This window comes from Aquisalibacillus elongatus, from assembly GCF_003843875.1.
In the GTDB taxonomy this organism is placed as follows: domain Bacteria; phylum Bacillota; class Bacilli; order Bacillales; family Alkalibacillaceae; genus Aquisalibacillus; species Aquisalibacillus elongatus.
Window position 1 is genome coordinate 149,549 of the sequence record NZ_RKRF01000009.1, and the last position, 22,812, is coordinate 172,360.

The window sequence follows — 22,812 nt, forward strand, 5'->3', positions numbered from 1 at the left end:
GATGATAAATCCTTTCTATTTTTTCTAGATTTTATCATAAATTAAAAAAACGCGACAAAAGTCGCGTTTACATATTTTGCGGCACTTGACGGCCATGGACAAGTATTGTTTTGACCTTTTCAAATCGCTTGAAGAAAAATTGTACGATAGGGCCGATGCCAAAAGCAATAATAATCGTTCCAATTCCAATAGGTCCGCCAATTAAAAAGGCAATAATCATCACTAAAATTTCAAGCGAAGACTTAGACACCGCCAGACTCCAGCCTGTTCGGTAATTGACAGCTAACATTAAATTATCAATGGGATTTTTAGCAAAGTTAAACTGCAAGTACATCCCTATACCGGACCCCATAGCTGTAATTCCAATGGTGAGTAAAACGTAACTCATTACAGTTGAGGTTATTTCAAAATTTGGAAATACGACTAATAACCAAAAATCTATAAACACACCAATTAAAAAGATGGTAATGACCGCAGAGTAATCGATGCGAGCTCGAAGCATAAAACTGTTTATGATCATTAATAGGACCCCGACAATAAAAATCCAGGAACCAACGGTCAATCCAATTAAATCAAACAATCCATAGAACAGCGCATCCCACGCACCTGTACCAAGACCAGATTTAATTAGCATGGTCACCCCAAATGAGAGCAGGAGCATACCCAAAATATAAAATAAAATAGAATATGAGAGTTCTTTCATGATGGTCACCTTCTTAATAATTTTCAACCACGTTATAATATCATATTTATTAATTTCTGCCTATAATGGATTTAAGGAGTTGGTTTTATGTCATTACCAGTGTGTCAAAAATGCCAGACGAAATGGTCTTGGCTGGATACTCAAAAAGGGTTATTCCATTTTAATAGAGGAATAAAATGCCCTCACTGTAAAGCAACACAATATCAAACGTCTAGCTCATTAAAACGAACGACGTTTATCGGACTAATTCCATTAGCCGGACTGCCTTTTGTCATACAGAATAATTCATGGCTTGTAAAGATTTCTGCAGTCATTGTTCTTAGTCTCATTTATTTGAGTATCATGCCATTTTTTATTTCACTATCTAACGATGAAGAACCGATGTGGTAATCCTTTTACGTCTTTTATACTAAATATCCCAATTTTCTTTATATTATAACTTAAAAGGACTTTGTCGTACTTAGTCGAATTTAGTGTATAAGGGGCTTATTTTCAAAAGGGTTGATTACATGGATTGGAATATGTACATAACTTTAATCCTCTTTGCGGGATTTCTTTTGTGGAAAGAAAAAAACCTGACTTTGAGGTCTTTTATTAGAGACAGTTTTGGAATTTGTGCTGCAGCATTTATATTGAAGCAGATATTAGACTGGATTCCATTTTCTTTGTCCCCTTTTGAATACCTTCCGGAGACTGTTAATCATTGGATAGGTATTTTTATCATCATGGGCTTTACAATTTTTCTATCCTATCAAGTTTGGACAAAACGAAACAATAACAGAAATACAGATTAGGAGGCAGCAAGATGTTAGACGTTTTAGATCGAAAAATTATGCATTGCTACCCAGGGATGGTCGCAATCGTCACAGTTTCACATAACGGCAGCGACAATGTGATGTCAGCTGGGTGGCACTCTTATATATCTTATGATCCACCGATTTATGGTGTTGCTATTGGACGTGAAAGGCATACCTACTCACTCGTTAAAAATGCTGGGTATTTCGCAATTCACTTTTTACCTTTAGAGAAAGCTCAATTCATCCAAGAAGCAGGTACATATACTGGAGCCGATTTAAATAAGTTCGAGCAAGGAAATATGGAGTTTGAATATGGTACAGCATCTGGTGCCCCCATTTTAAAAGACGCCTATGTCGTTTATGAATGTAAAACGATTGATATTAATACCTATGGCGATCACGACTGGTTTGTTGGCGACATCATTCAGTTCCACTGTGATCAAGAAAAGTTTCTTCAAAATGGGTTACCTGATTTTGAGAACCTCTCCATCCCTCTTTACTTAGGAAGGTCCATGTACACCTCAGTCGAGCACAACAGCAAGTTCATCTCACACAGAATTAGAGAGAAATAATTCTTCGCCCAGAAAACGTTCTGGGCGATTTTTTGTGTGGACGTTGCCCAACAAAATCCACTCATTTTTAAAAACTCATAGGAATGTTTTTGCGCTCTGTTCACTATATTTTAATGGGGAGGTCTGTTTAAGACCCAGAGAGGAGGAATGATGTGTATCAGACTCTAGTGTTAGTTCACGTGTTATCCGCCATTCTAGGGGTTGGTCCTACATTTTTTGGGCATGTTTTATTTCGTAAAGAACAGAGCTTAGCGGAACTACGTAATTCTCTCATGATGTTTAAACGACTTGAGATTTTTCCAAAGATCGGTGGTACTTTGGCTGTGATCACTGGGCTTATCTTGTATTACATGGGGAGTTGGGGAACGTTTGTACAACTATGGTTGCTAGGAACGCTTATACTATATATCGCCATTCAAATCCTAATGATTGGTTTTGTCGGTCCTTTATCGAAAAAATTAGGCACATACTTGTCAGACCCAACTACATCTAAGCTCGATGCTTTGCCTGCCAAATACCAAAAGACTTTTTCCAAAATAAACAAGATCTTTTGGACTGTTTCAACAATGGGTGTACTCATCTTCGTTCTCATGATCTTAAAGCCTGCAGGATTGTAAAACATTGCCTCTCGTTTACCTGGAGAGGCCTCTTTATTTTCGTACCAATTCGTGATATCTTCGTATAGGGAATACAAATGTTTGTATGATTATGAATTTATATAACCAATATCTTATAGAGGAGGAGAAGTGTGGCACAACTAAAATTTATTTTGCTTTCATTAATTGGTCTATTCTTGTTTATGATTCCTATACCATATGACGATTCAACAAGTGTGCCTGTCGCAGTTTTAGCAGGTATGTTTGAAGATCAATTAGGTGATACCATCACTGCTGTGGCAATGGTGATCATCATTATTTCAGCATTAATGTCTATTATTGCTAAACTTTTTCCAGAGCGTTTTCATAAAGAGTCATATTTAGGGTCCGTTTTTAATGTGTCTGGATTTTGGTTATTGGTCAGAATAGTCGGTATGATTTTTATCATATTTACTTATTATCAAATCGGTTGGGAAGGGATTTACTCTTCTGATACCGGTGGAATGATTTTAACTAGTCTTATGCCTGCACTAGTCGCTGTATTTTTAGTGGCATCGTATTTACTGCCATTACTGTTGAATTATGGATTACTTGAATTCATTGGTTCGCTTTTCTCTAAAATTATGCGCCCAGTGTTTAAACTTCCTGGTCGCTCGACCGTTGATAACCTAGCATCTTGGCTTGGCGACGGTACGATTGGAGTATTACTAACCAGTCGCCAATATGAAGAAGGCTACTATTCAAAACGTGAAGCAGCCGTCATTGGTACAACATTCTCAGTTGTGTCCATTACCTTTACAATTACAGTCGTTGATTATGTAAATTTAATGCACATGTTTTTACCTTTATATTTAACAATTGTTGTAGCTGGTTTAGCCGCTGCTATCATTATGCCACGTATTCCGCCATTATCACGAATACCTGACACGTATTATACAGACGAGCCAAAAAGTCATGATGAGACAACGCCAGAAGGTTATAATGTTGTGACTTGGGGGTACAAAAAAGCAACCGAGCGTGCCAAACAATCGCCTAACGTCTTTGGCTTTGTCAAAGAAGGAACTAAAAATGCAATGGATATGTGGTTCGGCGTTCTCCCAGTCGTCATGGCAATCGGTACATTAGGTGTGATCATTGCTGAAAAAACAATTTTCTTTGATATTATCGGCGCACCATTTGTTCCATTGTTAGAACTCATGCAGGTTCCAGAAGCACAAGAAGCTGCTAAGACAATTCTAGTTGGGTTTACCGATATGTTCTTGCCAGCCATCATGATTTCAGGTGTGGAACACGAAATCACCCGCTTCATTGTCGCAGCATTAAGTATTACGCAGTTGATTTATCTATCCGAAGTCGGTGGTGTACTACTCGCTTCCAAAGTACCGGTTAATTTCTGGCGATTAGTCGTAATTTTCTTATTACGTACGTTGATCACGTTGCCAATTATAATCTTAATGGCACACTTAATTTTCTAAAAAGGTCTGAAATGATTTAATTTGGATGCCTTTCGACAAAGTTCGATGCTATAAATCTCAAAAAAGGGTCTGAACAATACAAAACTTGTTCTGAAGCCCTATTAAAAGGTGCTGAAAACGAAAATTATCATGTAAAAAAAAGGCGTTCGCCATTTGGCGAGCGCCTTTTCTTTATTCCCTTTAATTCTTTATCCCAGGTCTTGAGTTTTTAATGAAAAAGGCTAAGACCCAACCGGCTATAGACAATACACCTGCAACGAAAAATGATACGTTCACTCCATGTAACGCTCCTTCAACACCAGTGTTTGGAATGGCTTGACTTGTCATAATCGAAACTAATAAGGCTGTCCCTACAGCTCCAGACATTTGTCGCATCGTATTATTCATCGCCGTACCATGAGGCATCAATTTATCAGGCAATTGATTTAAACCAGCTGTTGTTACTGGCATCATGACCATTGCAATGCCTAGCATTCGAGCAGCATTAACGATTGCTAAATAAGCGAAACTCGTTCCCGGAGTTAAGTTAGAAAACATAAACGTTGTGACCACTACTAAAAATAATCCGATGACAGCTAAATAACGTCCACCAAATTTATCAAATAATCGTCCCGTTATCGGATTCATAAAGCCCATTAATGCAGCACCTGGCAACAGCATGAGACCCGATTCTAATGCCGTGAACCCTAACATATCTTGCATCATAATTGGAAGAATGACCGCACCACCAATCATGGACATAAATGCAATCATACCGATCGCTGTTGTTAAGGTAAAAATACGGTATTTAAAAATACGGAACTCTAATATAGGTGTATCGAGCTTCAACTGACGTAAAATGAACCAAGTCAATGTGGTTGCACCTACAATTAACGAAATGATGACACTTTGACTTGCGAAACCTGTCTCTGGATTACCTGCAATACTGAATCCATAAAGCAGTCCGCCAAACCCTAATGTTGATAATGCTATGGAAATCAAATCCATTTTCGGGAATGTTCGCTCCGTTACATTTTTTAAGATGAAGTAAGCTACAATAATATCAATAATTGCAATTGGTAAAACAACGTAGAAAACACTAGTCCAAGGGAATTGCTCAACTAAATACCCTGATAAAGTCGGCCCAATAGCTGGCGCGAAAGCTATAACCAGCCCAAATATGCCCATGGCCGACCCACGTTTTTCAATTGGGTATACTAAAAACATAATCGTCTGCATAAGCGGAAGCATAATACCTGCACCCGCAGCTTGCAGCACACGACCTAACATCAGTATTTCGAAGATCGGTGCTACCGCACATATCAAAGTTCCAACTGCAAACGACCCCATTGCCGTTAAAAAGAGCGCCCTAGATGTAAAGCGCCCAATCAAAAAGGCTGTAATTGGAATCATAATCCCGTTTACTAACATAAATACTGACTGCAACCATTGAGCTGTTGCGTAATTTATTTCTAAGGATTCCGCTATTTTAGGAAGCGCGGTTCCTAGTAAAGTTTGGTTTAATATTGCTACAAATGCCCCTGAGATCAAAACTGCCATTAGCGGGCCACGTTTAATATCTTTTCCTCGTTGTTCATGATCTTTTGCCATACATAATCCTTCTTTCTATTTTTCAGTTGCAACATTACATCATAACAAATTTTATTTCGTAAGTCGAAGGATTAACGTCGTTTTTTATGAACTTATTATGAACTACTTAACCTAATATTATAGACAACCCTTGTAAGTAAAAACTCAATATTTGGTATAATGAAGTACAAGGTTTTGAGAGGAGAATAACGTTTGAGAAATATAATTCTTCAAATCATCTTCATAGGCGGCATTATCTATGGGATCGTTTCGTTGTTTAAAACTTTACAAAAGCCAGAGATAGACCGTTATCAGCTTAGCCTATCCATGACCCTTATCATCTTTAGCACTGTTTCACTTTGGATAAATCTTCAATAAAAAAGCTTGGATCCACCCTGATCCAAGCTTTTTTCTATTTTACCATCACTACTTGATTCTTATCAGCAGATTCAATAATTGCCAATACAACTTTCAATGACTCTAATGCATCTTGACCGGTAACGATTGGTTCCGTTTCATTCCTAACACTATCAACAAACGCATCGATAACTCCTGTGTTTGTTTGGTTATCATTAGTTTGGATGGCCTCGATTTCATAATTAATCTTTTCCCCATCTTTAGTCAACACTTCAATTTGGTATTGATCATCTTGATAAATTTTCATAATCCCTTTTTCAAAGTAAATCGTCGTGCTATTATCTTCTTCTCCGTAATATGTCCATGAAAATGAAGCCGTTCCTAATTTTCCGCCCTCGGTTCTTAAGTTGCAAATGATGTTATCGCAGACTTCAATTGGCTGACCGTTTTCATCGACTTTATCTAAAACACCTTGAAAAGCACTAACTTGATTGATTCGATCGTTTAACAAGTAATGTATAAGGTCTAATTTATGAATCCCTAAATCAGCTGCAACACCATAACCTGATCGATCTTTTTTAAAAAACCAAGTCGAATTGCTTTTATTCACACCCCAACTCTCAGGGCCTCCGTGACCAAAATTCGTTTTAAATGTTAGAACGTTTCCTAACTCACCACTTTTTATAATTGATTTCGCTTTTTGGTGAGCTTTTGTAAAACGTTGGTTATGGTCAACCATTAACCATTTTCCCGTTTTCTTTTGGGCATCAAGAATTTCTTTTGCATCTTCTACTGTTAGCGCAATTGGCTTTTCTGTTAGAACATGCTTTCCGCTAAGTAATGCTTTAGTCGAAAAAATATGGTGTGAATCATTCGATGAGCAATCGCTAATGGCCACAATGGATTCATCTTCAAATAAGTCTTCAGCCGTTTGGGCGACACTTCCGTTAAAAAGTTCCGCCAAAGCCTCTGCTCGTTCTGGATTACGGTCATAGAACACAATCTCTTTTACATAAGGGTTTTCGTCATACTCAGGTGCATGGCGATATTTCGTTATAGAACCGCACCCAATGATACCGATTTTCATAATCCGTCACGCTCCTTTACTCTCTCTTTTGGAATACAACTGCTATGATAATGATGAGCCCTTTCACAAAACCTTGAAGGTGTGGTGAGACATTCATTAAATTCATCATATTGTTTAAAATCCCTAAAATTAACACGCCGAAGAACGTTCCGATAATTTTACCTCGACCACCAGTCATACGCGTACCACCAATAATAACTGCGGCAATCGCATCAAGTTCATAAAGCTGACCAGAACTTGAAGATGATATGGAATTTAACCTAGACGTTTCAATAATGGCTGCAACACTTACCATAAGACCGCCTAAACTGTAGATGGCTAATTTCATTTTTTCAACGTTAATAGCCGATAATCTTGCGGACTTTTCATTACTTCCAATGGCATAAACGTAACGCCCAAAACGCGTGTTGTGCATTAAAATATAAACAAATGCCGTCATCGCTAGAAAGATAATAATTGGGTAGTCAACAATTCCTAGTTCACTATTTGAGATTAAGGAAAATTCCTGCACTTCTCCCGAAATACTTCCACCATCAGCAATGTATAGGGCTATGGAACGGGCTCCTGCCATCATTCCCAGAGTGGCAATGAAAGCAGCAATTCGTCCCTTCGCAATCATCAGTCCATTTAACAGCCCTATTAATGGCCCCGCTACAAGTGCACTGATTACAGCCAACACAACACTTCCTGTTGCATTTAGAGCTGTTACAGTTACAACACCAACTAAAGCCAAAACGGAACCAACCGATAAGTCAATTCCACCTGATAACATAATGACGGTCATACCTAAAGCTATAATACCGATTATGGATACTTGCATTAGAATGTTCATTAAGTTACCGATATCTAAAAATCTAGAGCTCATTATGGATGCCGCTATAAAAATGATAATGAATGCAATGACAACACTGTAATCAGACCATAACCAGTTCAAGCCCGATTTCATTCGATTAGGTTTATTTTCATTTGTCTGTTGTTTTAATTGAGACTCAGCCAACTGTAACAGCCTCCTTTTTAGAACCCGTTGCATAACTCATGATTTTATCTTCTGTAGTATCTTCACCTTTGAAGTATCCTGCAATTTCACCTTGATACATGACATAAACGGAATGACAAATCTTCATAATTTCAGGCGCTTCTGAAGACAAGACAATAACGGCCTTCCCTTGTTTAGCTAACCCAATAATATGTTGGTAGATTTCCTGCTTAGCCCCTACATCAATCCCTTGTGTCGGGTTATCAAAGATAATGATATCTGTATTCAACTCAAGCCACTTAGCAATAATGACTTTCTGCTGATTACCACCGCTTAACTGATCAATCGTTGCCTTCGGGTTGTGAGCTTTTATATTGAGTTTATCTTTGTATTCTTGAAATCTATTATGTTCAAGTTTTCCTCTTAAAAAGCCTTTTCTTTCAAAATGATTTAATGATGAAATACTCATGTTTTGAACAACATTCATATCTTGAATGATCGCATTTTCTTTTCTGTCTTTAGGTACATAACCAATTCCAGCTCTTAACGCTTTCTTCGGATGGTTAATATTCACTAGCTTTCCGTTTACATAGACTTGACCCTTGTAATCTTTCCGGTACCCAAAGAGACTTTCAAAGAGTTCCGTTCGACCGTCTCCAGCTAATCCGGTAAAGCCTACTATTTCGCCTTTTTTAATTTGAAAATGAATGTCCTTATAGACGCCTGGCATGGTCAGTTCTTCCACCTTCAAAATCGTTTCACCAAAATTTTCTTCGTCTATAATTCGGTCCTCTGACAATGACTTACCTACCATATACTGCGTAATCGAGTCCAACGATTCTTCTTTTAAATCTCCTGTTTTTACAACCTTGCCATCTCTTAAAACAGTCAGGCGGTCACAAACCGCTTTAACTTCTTTTAATTTGTGAGAAATATAAATGATCGATATGCCATCTTCTTTTAAATTGCGCATTAACTCAAATAACCGATCCACTTCATGCTCTGATAACGCCGTTGTTGGTTCATCCATAATAATAATTCTAGATTTATGTAATAATGCACGCGAGATCTCAATTAACTGTTTGTATGAAGTCCCTAAATTCCTTACATACTCTTTTGGATTTATATGAACACCTAATTTTGTTAAAATCTCTTCCGTTTGTCGGCACATCTCATTGACGTCAACAAACCCAAATCTATTGCGAATCTCAGACCCTAAAAACATATTTTCATATACTCTTAAGTCCGACACTAGGTTAAGCTCTTGGTGAATAAAACTGATCCCTTGATCTTGTGAGATTTTTGGACTTGTCATTTCAACCTTTTGACCACTGACTGTTATCACACCACGATCTGGTTGATGTACTCCACCTAATATGTTCATTAACGTAGACTTTCCAGCACCGTTCTCACCTAACAGCGCATGAATTTCACCTTGTTCAAGTTCAAGCGAGACATCTTTAAGAACCTGAACTTGGTTAAACGATTTATCAATATTCTGCATTTCTAAATAAGCCATTTTACTCGCTCCTTTTAAAAGGGAAAAGAGGAAATACAATAGCTCGTAATGGCTATTGTATTTCCCTTAAGTCTATTAGAACTTAGAATCTGGATCGTAGAATTCATCTACATTTTCATCCGTAATTTCTGTCGCTTCCTTAATAACCATCGTTTCTTCTGGTTCTTCACCTTGAGCTAGTTGAGCAGCGATATCTACTCCATCTTCAACCATCGTTGGAGAATATAAGAAAGTTGCTGAGATTAAACCGCCATCTTGAATGCTTTCAAAGACTTCTTTAGCGCCACCTGCACCTGTGACAAATTGAATATCATCACGGTCTGCTTCATTAATAGCCTGAACAACACCTAGTGCCATTCCATCATCTTGAGTAAACACAGCATCAATCTCTTCATGTGCCTGCAAAATATTCTGCATCACGGATAACGATGTTTCAGTTGAGAAGTCACCACTTTGAGAAGCAATTACTTCAATTCCATCTTCATTCGCCATCGCTTCTTCAAATCCCGCACCTCTTTGTTCTGTTACAGAACTTGGAGGACCAGTAATCTCTACGACTTTACCTTCGCCATTCAGCTTTTCGATAAAGTATTTACCAGCATTTACTCCAATACCTTCGTTGTCACCTTTTACAACAACTGAGGCAGCATCGTTTTCCAATTCACGGTCAACGATGACGAGTGGAATACCTTCATCTTTTACCTTTTGTCCAACTGGTGATAACGCAGCGGATTCGATTGGTAGCATGACAATCGCATCAACCCCTTGTGTAATTAGGTCATCAACGTCATTGGCTTGTTGGTTAGGGTCATCAGCATTCGTCATGACATACTCAACACCCTCACTCTCTTCGATCTCTTGAGCCTTATTCTCTGCGTTGTCAATTAACGCTCCCATCCAACCGTGTGTAGCAGATGGTAGTGAGATTCCAATCGTTAACGTGTCATCATCTCCGCCTGACTCGTCACCGCAAGCTGCAAGTAATGAAATTGACAGCAATACGACAAGAAACATGTAAAATTTCTTCAAAACAACATCCCCCTTAATGATTTTAATGAAGCCTTAAATGTAATCGATTTCATTTACATCTAAGAGCAATGCTCTGCCATTAATATAAAATTTTAATAACAGAGCATTAATCTTAGAAGTGGATCTATGTTGATTCACGAATGAGCAATTCGTGATTTAAAAACTTATTTTCTACATCTTCGCCGTTAATTTTATTGATTAGCATGGTGGAAGCTACTGTTCCCATCTGGTACATTGGCTGAGCAATAGTGGTTAATGTTGGGTGTGTCATGTTTGAGAAATCAATGTTATCAAATCCAATTAGCGCCACTTCATCCGGCACTTCCACACCTGTATTGTTTAATTCTTTTAATGCCCCAATAGCTAATAAGTCTGATACAGAAAAAATAGCTGTAGGTCGGTCTTTCAAACTCATCACTTTTTTCGTGGCTTGAATTCCTTGTTCAAACCCAAGCTGATCCGTATATAACATATAATCTGGGTTCACTTGGATGCCAAATTCTTCAAGTGCTTTAACGTATCCATCTTTACGTTGTCTAGCGTATAAATACTTTTCATTTGAGTTAAACAATGCAATCTTCTCATGCCCTAATTTAATTAAATGCTTAACAGCACGGTACGCAGCATCTTCATTGTCAATGGTTACATAAGGAATATTGCCTTCTAAGGAGTATTCACTACACTGTATGATTGCATGGTTTTTAGAAAGTTCCTTCAAAGTGTCGATATTTACAGCTGGATCCATTGAAATGATGCCATCTGCCATCTTTTTTCGAACTAAGTCAAAATAAATGTTCTCACGCTCGGGATTTGAATCCGTTTCACAAAGCAAAATATTATAATTATGATCTAATGCATTTTGCTCTATTCCCTTAATAATTTCAAAATAGAATGGGTTTGAAATAGTTGGAACTAAGACTAGTAAAACTCGACTCTCTGAGTTTCTTAAATTTCGGCCCAACATGCTAGGTTCATATTTTAGTTTTCGAATTGCGTCTTCTACTTTTATTTTCGTTTTAGGGGTTACAACATTTTGGCCGTTTAACACCCTTGAAACGGTTGCAACTGAGACACCAGCTACTTTTGCTACTTCATTGATGTTCGCCATTTATTAATCTACTCCAATACACAAGTTCTGTAATCGTTTACAATTTTTATACTATATTACCCAAAATTTTCTGTCAACTATTATTTTAAATTTTATGAAAACTATTGATTCTTATGAATAAATTATATATGTTAGTTATGTAAAGGATTACATTTTCGTATTTTCTGAAAATATTTTGAGGAGGTATTTTTTATGAAACTTGGTGTGTTTACGGTATTGTTTTCTCACCTTGAACTAGATGACATGTTAGATTACGTATCATCCAAAGGTATTGAAGCAGTTGAATTAGGTACAGGTGGCTTCCCTGGTGATGCGCATTGTAAAATTGACGAATTACTAGAGAATCCTGGTGCTTTATCTGTTTTTAAAGAAAAGATTGATAGTCGTGGGCTTACCATTAGTGCATTGAGTTGTCACGGGAACCCTCTACATCCGCAGAAACAGATTGCTGAGCCGAATGACGCCTTGTTAGATAAAACGATTAAGTTGGCTTCTCTCTTAGACGTCCCTGTCGTCAACACATTTTCAGGCTGTCCAGGTGACCATGAAGGCGCTCTTTATCCAAACTGGCCTGTTTCACCTTGGCCTCATGACTTTCAGGAAGTTTTAAAGTGGCAATGGGAAGAAAAACTAATTCCATATTGGAAAGAAAAAAATGACTTGGCTCAATCTTACGGTGTAAAAATTGGCCTTGAACTACACGGCGGATTTTCCGTACATACGCCAAACAATATGTTAAAACTACGTGAAGCTTGTGGAGAAGCAATCGGAGCTAACTTAGATCCGTCACATATGTGGTGGCAAGGAATTGACCCTGTTGAATCTATTAAAATTTTAGGTCGTGAAAATGCGATTCACCACTTCCATGCAAAAGATACGATCATTGATCAACCTAACATGAACCGTAATGGCTTAACGGATATGACGGATTATTCTCAAATGAAAGATCGCGCATGGTATTTCAGAACGGTTGGTTTCGGACACGATTCAAAAACATGGGCGGATATGATTAGTACTCTGCGTTTAATGGATTATGATTATGTCGTTAGCATCGAACACGAAGACGGGTTAATGTCTATTGACGAAGGCTTTTCAAAGGCCGTTGATACATTAAAACCACTTATGGTTAAAGAATCCATAAAAGAAATGTGGTGGGCATAAGAAAACGCAAGGCGAATTCAATTTCGCCTTGCGTTTTTACTATTTCTTTGGTTTTACTTCACGCACTTCTATCGAATCTACTAAAGACTCGATTTGATTACGGTGTTGTTCTAACCATTCAGGTAATTTGAGTTCTTCACCTAAGTGATCAACCGTTTCATCCGTATCAAACCCTGGTGTGTCCGTTGCAACTTCGAATAAAATGCCACCCCATTCGCGGAAATAGATAGACGTAAAGTACTGTCGATCTAGAATCTCCGTTGGCCTTAAGCCATGTTCTTGGATGTAGCTTCGCCAATCTTGCTGATCTTCATAATCATCTACTCTCCACGCGATATGATGGACAGTTCCTGCTCCCATTTCACCTCGCGGAAACGCTTTGACTGGTACATCGATGATATTTCCGATGTCGCTTTTCGAACGGAACCTTAAATAACGATCCTCTTCTCCTACTTTTTCAAAACCTAAACCTTCTTCTAATAATTCGGCTGTTTTCTGAGGTGCACCTGAATAAAGCACAGCGCCGCCAAACCCTTTAATCGCAACATCTGACGTCACTCCGTTAAATTCCCAAGTGTTTTCTGGGCCATCTTCCCGTTCAACTAATTCCAACTTCAAGCCATGAGGATCTTCGAATTGTAAATAAGTCTCACCAAAGCGTGTTTCGGTTTCCGTTTGATAACCAAAATCACTTAACCGCTTCTCCCAAAATGAAAGTGCTCCAGTCGGCACACCAAACGTTGTAAATCCAACTTGCCCGGAACCTACACGACCTTGTGGGATGTTTTTCCAAGGAAAGAAAGTCAAAATGGTTCCCGGCGTCCCCTTTTCATCTCCAAAATAAAAATGATAAGTACCCGGATCATCAAAATTAACAGTCTTCTTCACTAACCTTAACCCAAGTACCCCAACGTAAAAATCGATATTTTCCTGCGACGGACCTGCAATCGCTGTAATATGATGAACGCCATTCGTTTGTTTATTCGTCATAAGGAATGTCTCCTTTCAATTTATCTTGAATTCAAGATAATTATAACTCATATTCAAAACCTTTTCAACTTTTGACGTTCGTAAAAAAAGAGCAGCTTTTTCAGCTACTCTTTCCTGTTCACCCACATTTCATACGGATATTCACCCGTTATGTCTGGGTTGTATTGTTTAATGTCGATCACTAGAATTCATTAACCAATAAACACATCTTGATATTCATTTGTTCGTCCAAGTTTTTTCTTAGCATATGGGCAAGAGGCTGTCACTTTTAGATTGTGTTCCCGCGCATAATCTACAACTGTTTTCACCAATTTTCCAGCTACACCTTCACCTCTTAATTTTTCAGAAACCTCGGTATGATCAATGTCAATCGTCTTGTCATCCGTATAATTAAATGTCACTTCCGCATCTTTGTGATCCTCATCACCGATATAAAAGCCGTGGTCGTCTTGTTTAATTTCCATTAATCATCTCTCCTCCAAGTAAGATCATATTCATCTCTTCAATATACTGATTCCGATCAATTGAAATAAAAATTAAATAAGTCACAACTGCCATCACAGCAATAATGGCTATAATTAAAAAAACCATCTTTTTGCCATTAAAATTCATCATCACAACTCCTTTGCTTAAGAAAAGCATAACCTCACACAACATTCTTTTCTCTATTTTAACATAATAAAAAGCCCGTCAAACTGACGAGCTTAGTAATTTTCAGGCGAAAGTGAAATTGTCTCCAAATTACTTTCACCCCAACGAATTTGTAGTTTAGGGTCATCCATCGTATCAAGCTGTCTTGGTGAAATAAATTCAAACGTACTAGATTCTTCAACTACTTTATGAGTTTGGAACGAGAGTGGCTGATCTCCATCCTTTAAAATCAAGTCAAATTCCTCTGTATTCTCAAGTTCATCTGGATTGTGTAAAGTTAGTAAATACATTGGATGCTCTATTGCTTGTAAAGTCACTTTCCAAGTTCCTTCTCCAGTATAAACAGTCACTTCCGAGGCGACTTGTTCAATTCCTCGTACATAAGCAATGAGTTCAGTTAGTACATTGACATATTGTTCTCGGTTCTCTTCGTCTGATTTTCCTTCTTTGATTAATAATATCTCATCAATCCAGCCCGATATTTTTTCTTTTGCAGAATCTGTATTTGCATCTGCATCAGTAATTTCTGAAAGAGCCAGTTCAAGATAGGCAAACGTTCTCGCTTTATCTACATAGAAATAATCTAAGTGATTATTAACTAATTGCTCAGGGCTGTAGCTCTCTTGAAATGGGCTGACAGCTTCTTTGTTTTGATCCAACAAAGTGGCAGCTTCATACAAATAGCTGACTGCAAGTGATAGTTCATGTCCATTAGTATTGGCTCCAAACGGATGTGTCTTCACGTTCACAAAAGGTTTAACGTCCTCGAATAAAGATACATCGCCACTCCCTTGCTTTTGTTCCGGCGCAACAATTTCGTCTTCTTGACTGAACGTCATAACACCGATTAATACCGCAATCGCCATCACAGCTATCGTAACAGGATAAATGAGCCATTGTTTTTTCTTCTTCGACTCTTGCAGCTTATGAGTTATTTGATTCCAGTTCCGTTGTTTTTGTTGAGGGCTCATCTTATGGTTCGGAAATTCACTCATTTGACGTTCCAAATCATCCCTTTTCAATTAGATCCCTCCTTTGGCCTTCTAAAAGCGTGCGTAATTTTTGCTTAGCTCTATGAAACGTGACGTCGACTTTTTTCGAATCCCACCCTAAAATCTCCGCCGTTTCTTTTGCTGTTAATTCCATAACCCCTCTGTAAATGACTACATCACGATAATGTGGTTTTAACGAATTAATCTGTGTATACAATTCATCATCTCGTTCATCAGAGACCACCTGTTGTTCTGGTGATATAGTTTGTTCGCTTTCAACATCTTCTTTGATTGGCAACCATTTTTTTAATTTTTGCTTACGAGCTCGGTCAATTGACAATCGTCTAGCAATCGTGATTAACCACGTTTTGGGTGACGCTTCTCCTTTAAACTGCTTTAAATTTCGATGCGCCTTAATAAAGACGTCTTGTAATAGATCGTCTACATCATGCGTTCTGTTGTAGTAAACAAGGAAGTGATAAATATCTTGACTGTACATCTCATACCATTCTTCTATCTGTTGATTATTCGCCACCACCATCCCCCTCTCTTTAACCATTAGACGATTGAACGCTAATATTTCTTTCAATAATTTTAAAAAAGTACCTCAAAACTTAATTGAGGTACTAGTATAAAATATATGGATATAACTGTTGCCCAATAATAATAATTAATATAAGGAATAAGCCCATTAGTAAATGCACTTGGTAAATTCGTGTATGTTTTAAATAAATTAAATCCAAAGCAACAAGCGGTATAACAGTAAGTAATACAAAGGCCAATATGTAAGCCCAAAAATTGAAAAAGCCTGAAAATATTGGGATCAAGCCCAGCATAACGGACCCGAAGAAATTAATCACGCCATTAATTCCCCGATAAACTTTCGGATATTCCTCTTTAGATAATTTGCGGATATTCAAAAATTTTCTTAAGAACTTATCAAGCACCCACATAATCAATCCAATACCAATCATTGCTATGAAGAGAGATTTAATATTTGAATCCTGATTATCTCGATAATTAAAATGCCGACTCGTTTCTTCTGCTAAAGTTTCTCCACTCTCTGATAGGACTCTCACTTCTATCCCATTGTGATAAACAGCGTCCTTTAGATCACGCTCATTTACCTTTTCCTTCAACTCATATTTAAAATAAACATAAGTACCATAACGCTCCTGACCAACTTCAATAGCCTCATTAGTCACTTCGTTTCCATTTATATTCACTACATAGTCATCTTCCATCTGATTAGACAACCATTCATCTTGTATATCTACCTCAACATCGACAAAAACATTTTCATCTGTCTGGTTTTCAAGATCGACTGTAACTGTGACTCGATTGTAATCCGTATAAAAATCTACCGAATCAAGACTGACAGGGTCATCCTCACCACAGCCTGCGAGTATAATTAATAGAATTCCTACTAGGAAGAACTTCTTCATCGAAAATTCCTTTCAATTTATCATCTAAGCATTTCAGACGAACAGATCTCCAATGAGTTTCAAAACATGTTGTCTAGTATTGGTATAAATTTTCTGGTAAATGTTAGGTTTTGTCTAGTAAACTCGACTTCTTCATAAAAAAATTCGCCTGAAAAGCTCAGGCGAATCAAGTCCGTATTTTATATTTAAATGAAAATATGGTTAAAAATAATGATACAAATACTAGCACGAAACCAAGTAGCTGCCAACCTGTTAATAATTCTCCGAAAACAACGACGCTGACTAACACAGCGATTACAATTTCAATAGATGACAGAATGGTTGCCTTACTAGATTCGATGTAAGTAAGACCGATTGTGTAAAGTAAATACGCTGCCACAGTTGAAATTAGGACAATCCCAAAAATATTTAACCATACTGTTCCATTGCCTAGTGCGCCTACATTGTTCCAAATCTGACTAGTTGGAATTAAGAAAACGCTACCGGATAACATTGCATAAAACGTTATCGTAAATGGATGGTACCATCGGCTGACGTTTTTCCCTAACAGGCTATACGTTGAACAGAAGAAACCTGCCAACAAACCGAAAATAATTGTTTGACCTGTCAGTGAAAATTCACCGAGCGGGATAAACTCAATGGCAAAGGCGCTTCCAATAACCGTTAGAGCAATGGCGATGATTTTTGCTTTTGTTAGTGATTCATTAAAGAATATTTTGGCTATAATTGCGGCGAAGACGGGAGAGGTATAAACAAAGACGACAGCTACGGCTAGTGATGCCAAGTCCATGACTTGGAAATAGAACCAATTGAACAATGAAATACTAAAAACCCCAAGACCAATAAAGTATGGCAAGTCTTTTAATCGGATCTTCAAATAACTTCTTGCCATGGTTCCCAACAAGATTAATAGTACGACACTTGAAACCGTTAGGCGCAATGCGACGACTTGTAAAGGGCTGAAATCATACGCATAAAGGTTTTGAACAAACAAACCTGTCAAGCCCCAGAACGCAGCACCTAACACGACCATTGAATAAGCAATGGTTTGGTTCATTCTCATCGTTAATCCCTCCCTTTTCTCTCTATCTACCAGGTACAGGAATAACTACTAAGATTAAGTCAAAATGAATACTATAATGAATGGCTTAATCATTTTACGACGCTTCTTCAGATATTGCAATGGAAAAGTGTATAAATTTTCGTTGAATTTAATGGAAAATAAAAAGCCTTCATTGCGGCGCAATAAAGGCTTTCAATATTTACTCAATTAACCCAGGTTTCACTTCGTCTGGAATCGGGCTAATATAACGATCTTTACCTGCTTTTTGACTATGTTCATCTTTTGCTTTTTGCAGAAGATCTGAATCTTGCATAACATCTAAGGCGGTTGCCGCCATTAGTTTACCGGCATAAAGCATACCTTTTTGACCGATTGACGTACCGACTTGAGAAACGGCCTGCCACGAATGCAATGCTGTTCCATTCGAAATGCACGTCGTAAGCGCCTGTGTCGTTGGTGCTATCCAACTGACATCGGCCACATCCGTCGAGCCAGTTGACGAATCCTGCTCATTTTGTGGAATAACAAAATCAGTTAAAGCAACATCTTCTAAACCGCGTGACCAGACGGTGTTTTTCTCTTCGTCTGATAATGTCGTGCGAATCTGATTAGCGAAGGCTACTTCGTCCTCAGTATATTTAGGCGGTTCTAATTGGTTAAAGTTTTTCTCCATAACGGAATCTAGCGTTTGGTTTTGAACCATATCTGAAGAGCCACTGTCAAAGACAACTTCGAGCTCCGTTTCCGTCATTAGTGCAGCACCTTCAGCAATTTTACATACACGTTCATAAATATTTTGAACTTGTGATACTTTTGGCGCACGAATTAAATAAAGAACTTCAGCATCTGACTGAACAACATTCGGTGCATCGCCTCCAGTATTCGTTACGGCATAATGCACGCGTGCTTCAGGAATAATGTGTTCACGTAGATAGTTCACGCCAATATTCATAAGCTCAACAGCATCTAGCGCACTACGTCCTAAATGTGGACTCGCCGCAGCATGTGCTGAACGCCCTTTAAATCTAAAATATACTTGATTAACAGCCAAAACATTCATTTGAAAAACGGAATTAATTGGAGCTGGGTGCCAACATAAAGCAAAATCTAAGTCATCAAACGCACCTTCTTTTGCCATAAAGGCCTTTCCATCCCCGAACTCCTCAGCAGGACATCCATAATAACGCACTGTTCCTGAAATTCCATTTTGTTCCATATAATCTTTAACGGCTATTGCTGCCGCGAATGAGCCTGTTCCAAGCAAATTATGACCACAACCGTGACCATTTCCACCCTTCGTAATCGGCTTATGCTCAGCTATTCCTTTTTCTTGACTAAGACCGGGTAACGCGTCGTATTCACCTAGAAAACCGACAACCGGCTGACCACTACCGAACGTTCCAACAAATGCCGTATCAATGCCGGCAACACCACGTTCGACTTCAAAACCTTCTTCTTCAAGCTTTGAACAAATATAATTGGCTGATTGCGTTTCTTTAAACGCTGTTTCTGCAAAATCCCATACTCGATCACTCATGTTAGTGAACAAGTCTTTTTTGTTCTCCACTAACTCATCAATCAATTTGATATGAAACATATCATCACTCCACTTCTATGACGTCCAAATAAATAGATGGGCAATCGTTACAAAAATGGCACCTAATGCATAGTGAATGAGGATTAGTGGCCAAATCCATTTAAACCATTTCCACCAAGAAATTTTGGCCATGGCTAGTGCTGCTAATAATAATCCCGATGTTGGAGCGAAAATATTTGAAATACCATCACCCATTTGGAACGCTAGCACAGCAGTTTGACGATCCACGCCAACTAAGTCGGATAGTGGTGTCATAATCGGCATACTCAAGGCTGCCTGCCCACTTCCGGATGTCACAATAAAGTTTAAAACACCTTGTGTTAGATACATTCCTAATGCAGCTAACATACCTGGCATTTCGCTTACAACATTTGTCACACCATATAAAATTGTATCGATGGTATTACTGTTTTGTAAAACAACAAGTGCTGCATAAGCCAGACCAACAACTAAAGCACCGACCACTAAATCACTACAACCGCGAACAAAGGACTCCGCAATTCGGTTTGGCGACCACTTATTAATAGCACCGACTAGTAAACCAAAGATTAAGAAAATCCCAGCTATCTCGGTCATGTACCATCCAAACTCGATAACACCATATGCCAGAGTAACTAACGTTAAACCTAAGACAACCATCGTCAGTTTCTGACCTAAGTTCATAGATGTTTGTTCGAGTTCAACATTTAAATCCCTTTGGGAGTCTTCTTCATAGGTTAGACTCTTCGTTGGATCTTGTTTAATTTTTCTAGCATAGTGCACCACATATAAAATACTAACTAGTGTAAATGCAATATAAAAGACAACACGTACACTTAACCCTGAAAATAGTGGAACATCAGCTATTCCTTGTGCAACCCCTAGTGTAAAAGGGTTCATAAATGCCGCCGTAAAACCACTTGATACACCTACCAAGACTGCAGCTGTTCCCACCATAGAGTCAAAACCAAGCTTAATGAGTAACGGAACCATTATCATAATAAACGGCAACGCTTCCTCAAACATACCAAAGCTTGCACCAGCAATACTAAAAAAGATCATCGTGATAGGAATAATCCAAATTTCTTTACCTTCAAAACGCCCTGAAATAGAACCAAAAGCCGCTTCTATCGTATTTGTTTCCTTAAATATATTAAATGAGCCACCTACAATAAATATGAAGAATATAATGGCAGCCCCTTCTAACATGCCTAAATGAATTGAGTTAAATAACTCCAGAAACCCAGTCGGATTAGACTCAACCTGTTGATAAGTGCCGTCTACCACAACAGTTTGTCCCTGATCATTCGTCGTACGTTCATACTCCCCAGCCGGAATGACGTAAGTTAAAAGTGCTAAAAACACTACTAACCCAAAAATAATGACAAACGCATGGGGAGCGGCGAATTTTCTCTTTTTTACCCGCTCATTTGAACTCATTATCTTTTCTCCCCTCTTCAAAATTATACAATTTATCTTATTAATATACTGAATAATTATAAACGAGTAATGTTTGATAGACAAGTAGGAAATGCGGTTAAATCAAGGAAATTGGGGGTAATAAAAAAGACTCACCCATCTTTAATAGGTGAGTCTTTCTGTATAAATACTTACTTATTCGCGTTTAAACCATCCCAAAGAAATCGGTTATAAATAGTACTATTAAAAATGTGATGTAAACCATGATATTGGATATGGAAACGATATAACGTCGATCTTCACGTGCATATTTCCACTCCATTATAAGATCCACGAGTGCACTTGCGATTGGATACAAAATGATAAACGTAATTGGAATGAAGATAATAATAAATCCAAGTAAATAAAACATTAATAAAACTAACATGATCACACTGAACACTATAATAAATTGTTTGTACCGTTTTTTATGCTGCTCATTAATATAACGTTCTTTTCGTATGGTGATATTGAACAATTTAATCATCAACAATTCAATCAAAAAAGCCGAAATAAATAACACTGCAATAATTATTAAAACATCAATAAAGTTCATGCGTACACTCCCTAACAAATAATCTTATACACTATTTTACCAAAGGTTTAGCCAAAAAAGGATTATAATCTATCATTCTCGTATATAAAATATTAAGAGGAAAGGAGCCAAGCCTTATGAGAGGAAAAGAAATTACTCGCGCCGTAAAACTATGCGACAGTGACGGAAAGCTTAACGAAGCCAGTATTGGCTGGTCACGACATCCGGTCATTTACTGCAATATAACAGGAGATTACTTAAGAAAAAAGAAATGGAACTACTGGTGCTTTACCAATGATGAAGTTTTATTCTCAATTACCGTTTCGCACATTGATTACGCTGCGGTTATTTTTGCATACATACTCGATTTGACCACACTTAAATTCATGAGCGTTCGATTCTCGTTCCCCTGGCGAAAAACATCCACTTACCTGATAACGTGCAAGATTCTTTAGAATTCGAACGTAAAGGTGTACAAGTGTCTATGAAGGAGACGGACAACACTACGAACATTAACGTACACTGGCCAAAGTTTTATCAAGGTCGGACATTAGAAGCTCAATTAACCGTCGACCGAGAACCAAATAGTGAATCTCTTAATGTCGTTATTCCTTGGAGCTCGAAGCGATTTCAGTTTACATCAAAACAAGTCGCACTCCCGGTCAGTGGCATGATCAGTTGGTCAGAAGGAAACTATCAAATGCAGTCACGGGATTCGTTTGCGACGTTAGATTTCGGTCGAGGTAAATGGCCCTACCAATCAAAATGGAATTGGGGTGCTGCATCTGGTTTTGTAGATGGCTACCGAATCGGTCTGAACTTTGGCGGACAATGGACGGAAGGCACCGGTCAAACCGAAAATGGCCTCATCATTGATTCCAAGTTAAACAAACTTCATGATGAACTTGATTGGATCTATGATAAGCAAGATTACATGAAACCCTGGGTCATTAACTCACCAAATGATCATCGAGTAAAACTAATGTTCGAGCCACTATTCGAACGCGTATCAAAAACGAACTTGGGATTCATTAAATCAAACGTCCATCAGATGATTGGTTACTATAGTGGAACCATTGAAGCTGATGACGGCCGAATCATTCAAATACAACGTCTGCTAGGGTGGGCTGAGGATCACGAAGCACGATGGTAG

The 22,812-nt window shown here is 38.1% G+C and carries 23 protein-coding genes and 1 pseudogene; 7 read left to right on the forward strand and 17 right to left on the reverse strand.

Annotation, left to right across the window (positions count from 1 at the left end; all coding sequences use genetic code 11):
* Window positions 1-67: 67 nt before the first annotated feature.
* Complete coding sequence (locus EDC24_RS08945) at window positions 68-703, reverse strand: YczE/YyaS/YitT family protein (protein WP_124221799.1); 636 nt, start codon at window positions 701-703, stop codon at window positions 68-70.
* An 87-nt stretch (window positions 704-790) separates the two neighbouring features.
* Between EDC24_RS08945 and EDC24_RS08950 the strand changes: the two genes are divergently transcribed.
* The 5 genes from EDC24_RS08950 (at window position 791) to EDC24_RS08970 (ending at window position 4,143) form a co-directional block, all read left to right on the forward strand.
* Window positions 791-1,093: a TIGR04104 family putative zinc finger protein gene (locus EDC24_RS08950; protein ID WP_124221801.1), complete on the forward strand. Its 303-nt coding sequence runs from the start codon at window positions 791-793 to the stop codon at window positions 1,091-1,093.
* 119 nt (window positions 1,094-1,212) lie between these two features.
* Window positions 1,213-1,497, forward strand: coding sequence for a hypothetical protein (locus EDC24_RS08955; protein WP_124221802.1), 285 nt, complete (start codon window positions 1,213-1,215; stop codon window positions 1,495-1,497).
* A gap of 11 nt (window positions 1,498-1,508) precedes the next feature.
* Entirely contained in the window at window positions 1,509-2,072 is a 564-nt protein-coding gene (locus tag EDC24_RS08960) for a flavin reductase family protein (RefSeq protein ID WP_124221804.1), read from the forward strand.
* Window positions 2,073-2,224: 152 nt separating this feature from the next.
* On the forward strand, window positions 2,225-2,689 hold the full coding sequence (locus EDC24_RS08965) for a DUF2269 family protein (RefSeq protein ID WP_124221806.1): 465 nt from the start codon (window positions 2,225-2,227) through the stop codon (window positions 2,687-2,689).
* A gap of 182 nt (window positions 2,690-2,871) precedes the next feature.
* Window positions 2,872-4,143 (forward strand): YjiH family protein, encoded by a 1,272-nt coding sequence (locus EDC24_RS08970; RefSeq protein WP_124222087.1) that lies wholly within the window; start codon window positions 2,872-2,874, stop codon window positions 4,141-4,143.
* 180 nt (window positions 4,144-4,323) lie between these two features.
* Here the strand turns inward: EDC24_RS08970 and EDC24_RS08975 are convergent, their stop codons facing one another.
* From EDC24_RS08975 to EDC24_RS09000, 6 genes are all read right to left on the reverse strand, one after another.
* Complete coding sequence (locus EDC24_RS08975; protein WP_124221808.1) at window positions 4,324-5,733, reverse strand: DHA2 family efflux MFS transporter permease subunit; 1,410 nt, start codon at window positions 5,731-5,733, stop codon at window positions 4,324-4,326.
* 391 nt (window positions 5,734-6,124) lie between these two features.
* Window positions 6,125-7,156 (reverse strand): Gfo/Idh/MocA family protein, encoded by a 1,032-nt coding sequence (locus EDC24_RS08980; RefSeq protein ID WP_124221809.1) that lies wholly within the window; start codon window positions 7,154-7,156, stop codon window positions 6,125-6,127.
* 16 nt (window positions 7,157-7,172) lie between these two features.
* Window positions 7,173-8,153, reverse strand: coding sequence for an ABC transporter permease (locus EDC24_RS08985; protein ID WP_245998077.1), 981 nt, complete (start codon window positions 8,151-8,153; stop codon window positions 7,173-7,175).
* A complete protein-coding gene (locus EDC24_RS08990; protein ID WP_124221813.1) occupies window positions 8,146-9,651 on the reverse strand; it encodes a sugar ABC transporter ATP-binding protein in 1,506 nt (501 codons plus the stop codon). Before EDC24_RS08990 ends, EDC24_RS08985 begins: the two co-directional genes overlap by 8 nt.
* Window positions 9,652-9,726: 75 nt before the next feature.
* Complete coding sequence (locus EDC24_RS08995; protein ID WP_124221814.1) at window positions 9,727-10,680, reverse strand: substrate-binding domain-containing protein; 954 nt, start codon at window positions 10,678-10,680, stop codon at window positions 9,727-9,729.
* A gap of 124 nt (window positions 10,681-10,804) precedes the next feature.
* Window positions 10,805-11,788, reverse strand: a complete 984-nt coding sequence (locus EDC24_RS09000) for a LacI family DNA-binding transcriptional regulator (RefSeq protein WP_124221816.1) — start codon at window positions 11,786-11,788, stop codon at window positions 10,805-10,807.
* 192 nt (window positions 11,789-11,980) lie between these two features.
* Here EDC24_RS09000 and EDC24_RS09005 point away from each other — a divergent pair, with 192 nt between their 5' ends.
* Window positions 11,981-12,949, forward strand: a complete 969-nt coding sequence (locus EDC24_RS09005) for a sugar phosphate isomerase/epimerase family protein (protein WP_124221817.1) — start codon at window positions 11,981-11,983, stop codon at window positions 12,947-12,949.
* A gap of 39 nt (window positions 12,950-12,988) precedes the next feature.
* Here EDC24_RS09005 and EDC24_RS09010 read toward each other — a convergent pair whose 3' ends face one another.
* The 10 genes from EDC24_RS09010 to EDC24_RS09050 form a co-directional block, all read right to left on the reverse strand.
* The gene (locus EDC24_RS09010) at window positions 12,989-13,939 is read right to left on the reverse strand and encodes a ring-cleaving dioxygenase (RefSeq protein WP_124221819.1); all 951 of its coding nucleotides are present in this window, start codon (window positions 13,937-13,939) and stop codon (window positions 12,989-12,991) included.
* Between the two features lie 191 nt (window positions 13,940-14,130).
* Entirely contained in the window at window positions 14,131-14,403 is a 273-nt protein-coding gene (locus EDC24_RS09015; protein ID WP_124221820.1) for a GNAT family N-acetyltransferase, read from the reverse strand.
* Window positions 14,393-14,551 carry a hypothetical protein gene (locus EDC24_RS15170; RefSeq protein ID WP_170158527.1) on the reverse strand — a complete coding sequence of 53 codons (159 nt, stop codon included), beginning with the start codon at window positions 14,549-14,551 and terminating at the stop codon, window positions 14,393-14,395. Before EDC24_RS15170 ends, EDC24_RS09015 begins: the two co-directional genes overlap by 11 nt.
* A gap of 92 nt (window positions 14,552-14,643) precedes the next feature.
* Complete coding sequence (locus tag EDC24_RS09020; RefSeq protein WP_124221822.1) at window positions 14,644-15,612, reverse strand: hypothetical protein; 969 nt, start codon at window positions 15,610-15,612, stop codon at window positions 14,644-14,646.
* Window positions 15,599-16,117 carry an RNA polymerase sigma factor gene (locus tag EDC24_RS09025; protein WP_245998080.1) on the reverse strand — a complete coding sequence of 173 codons (519 nt, stop codon included), beginning with the start codon at window positions 16,115-16,117 and terminating at the stop codon, window positions 15,599-15,601. Before EDC24_RS09025 ends, EDC24_RS09020 begins: the two co-directional genes overlap by 14 nt.
* Before the next feature lie 91 nt (window positions 16,118-16,208).
* Window positions 16,209-17,027, reverse strand: coding sequence for a hypothetical protein (locus tag EDC24_RS09030; RefSeq protein WP_124221826.1), 819 nt, complete (start codon window positions 17,025-17,027; stop codon window positions 16,209-16,211).
* Between the two features lie 166 nt (window positions 17,028-17,193).
* On the reverse strand, window positions 17,194-18,090 hold the full coding sequence (locus EDC24_RS09035) for a DMT family transporter (protein ID WP_124221827.1): 897 nt from the start codon (window positions 18,088-18,090) through the stop codon (window positions 17,194-17,196).
* A gap of 199 nt (window positions 18,091-18,289) precedes the next feature.
* Window positions 18,290-19,687, reverse strand: a complete 1,398-nt coding sequence (locus EDC24_RS09040; protein ID WP_124221829.1) for a M20 family metallopeptidase — start codon at window positions 19,685-19,687, stop codon at window positions 18,290-18,292.
* Window positions 19,688-19,702: 15 nt separating this feature from the next.
* Window positions 19,703-21,106, reverse strand: coding sequence for a YfcC family protein (locus tag EDC24_RS09045; RefSeq protein ID WP_124221830.1), 1,404 nt, complete (start codon window positions 21,104-21,106; stop codon window positions 19,703-19,705).
* Window positions 21,107-21,290: 184 nt separating this feature from the next.
* Window positions 21,291-21,680, reverse strand: a complete 390-nt coding sequence (locus tag EDC24_RS09050) for a DUF4181 domain-containing protein (RefSeq protein WP_124221832.1) — start codon at window positions 21,678-21,680, stop codon at window positions 21,291-21,293.
* A 116-nt stretch (window positions 21,681-21,796) separates the two neighbouring features.
* Here EDC24_RS09050 and EDC24_RS15540 point away from each other — a divergent pair.
* Window positions 21,797-22,812: pseudogene (locus tag EDC24_RS15540) on the forward strand (DUF2804 domain-containing protein).

Coding starts and splice junctions, on each gene's coding strand:
- EDC24_RS09005 (WP_124221817.1), top strand. CDS start 11,981: ATGAAACTTGGTGTGTTTACGGTATTGTTTTCTCACCTTGAACTAGAT.
- EDC24_RS08975 (WP_124221808.1), bottom strand. CDS start 5,733: ATGGCAAAAGATCATGAACAACGAGGAAAAGATATTAAACGTGGCCCG.
- EDC24_RS15170 (WP_170158527.1), bottom strand. CDS start 14,551: ATGAATTTTAATGGCAAAAAGATGGTTTTTTTAATTATAGCCATTATT.
- EDC24_RS09015 (WP_124221820.1), bottom strand. CDS start 14,403: ATGGAAATTAAACAAGACGACCACGGCTTTTATATCGGTGATGAGGAT.
- EDC24_RS09040 (WP_124221829.1), bottom strand. CDS start 19,687: ATGTTTCATATCAAATTGATTGATGAGTTAGTGGAGAACAAAAAAGAC.
- EDC24_RS09000 (WP_124221816.1), bottom strand. CDS start 11,788: ATGGCGAACATCAATGAAGTAGCAAAAGTAGCTGGTGTCTCAGTTGCA.
- EDC24_RS08990 (WP_124221813.1), bottom strand. CDS start 9,651: ATGGCTTATTTAGAAATGCAGAATATTGATAAATCGTTTAACCAAGTT.
- EDC24_RS09035 (WP_124221827.1), bottom strand. CDS start 18,090: ATGAGAATGAACCAAACCATTGCTTATTCAATGGTCGTGTTAGGTGCT.
- EDC24_RS09045 (WP_124221830.1), bottom strand. CDS start 21,106: ATGAGTTCAAATGAGCGGGTAAAAAAGAGAAAATTCGCCGCTCCCCAT.
- EDC24_RS08960 (WP_124221804.1), top strand. CDS start 1,509: ATGTTAGACGTTTTAGATCGAAAAATTATGCATTGCTACCCAGGGATG.
- EDC24_RS08950 (WP_124221801.1), top strand. CDS start 791: ATGTCATTACCAGTGTGTCAAAAATGCCAGACGAAATGGTCTTGGCTG.
- EDC24_RS08970 (WP_124222087.1), top strand. CDS start 2,872: ATGATTCCTATACCATATGACGATTCAACAAGTGTGCCTGTCGCAGTT.
- EDC24_RS08955 (WP_124221802.1), top strand. CDS start 1,213: ATGGATTGGAATATGTACATAACTTTAATCCTCTTTGCGGGATTTCTT.
- EDC24_RS09030 (WP_124221826.1), bottom strand. CDS start 17,027: ATGAAGAAGTTCTTCCTAGTAGGAATTCTATTAATTATACTCGCAGGC.
- EDC24_RS09010 (WP_124221819.1), bottom strand. CDS start 13,939: ATGACGAATAAACAAACGAATGGCGTTCATCATATTACAGCGATTGCA.
- EDC24_RS09050 (WP_124221832.1), bottom strand. CDS start 21,680: ATGAACTTTATTGATGTTTTAATAATTATTGCAGTGTTATTTATTTCG.
- EDC24_RS08945 (WP_124221799.1), bottom strand. CDS start 703: ATGAAAGAACTCTCATATTCTATTTTATTTTATATTTTGGGTATGCTC.
- EDC24_RS08980 (WP_124221809.1), bottom strand. CDS start 7,156: ATGAAAATCGGTATCATTGGGTGCGGTTCTATAACGAAATATCGCCAT.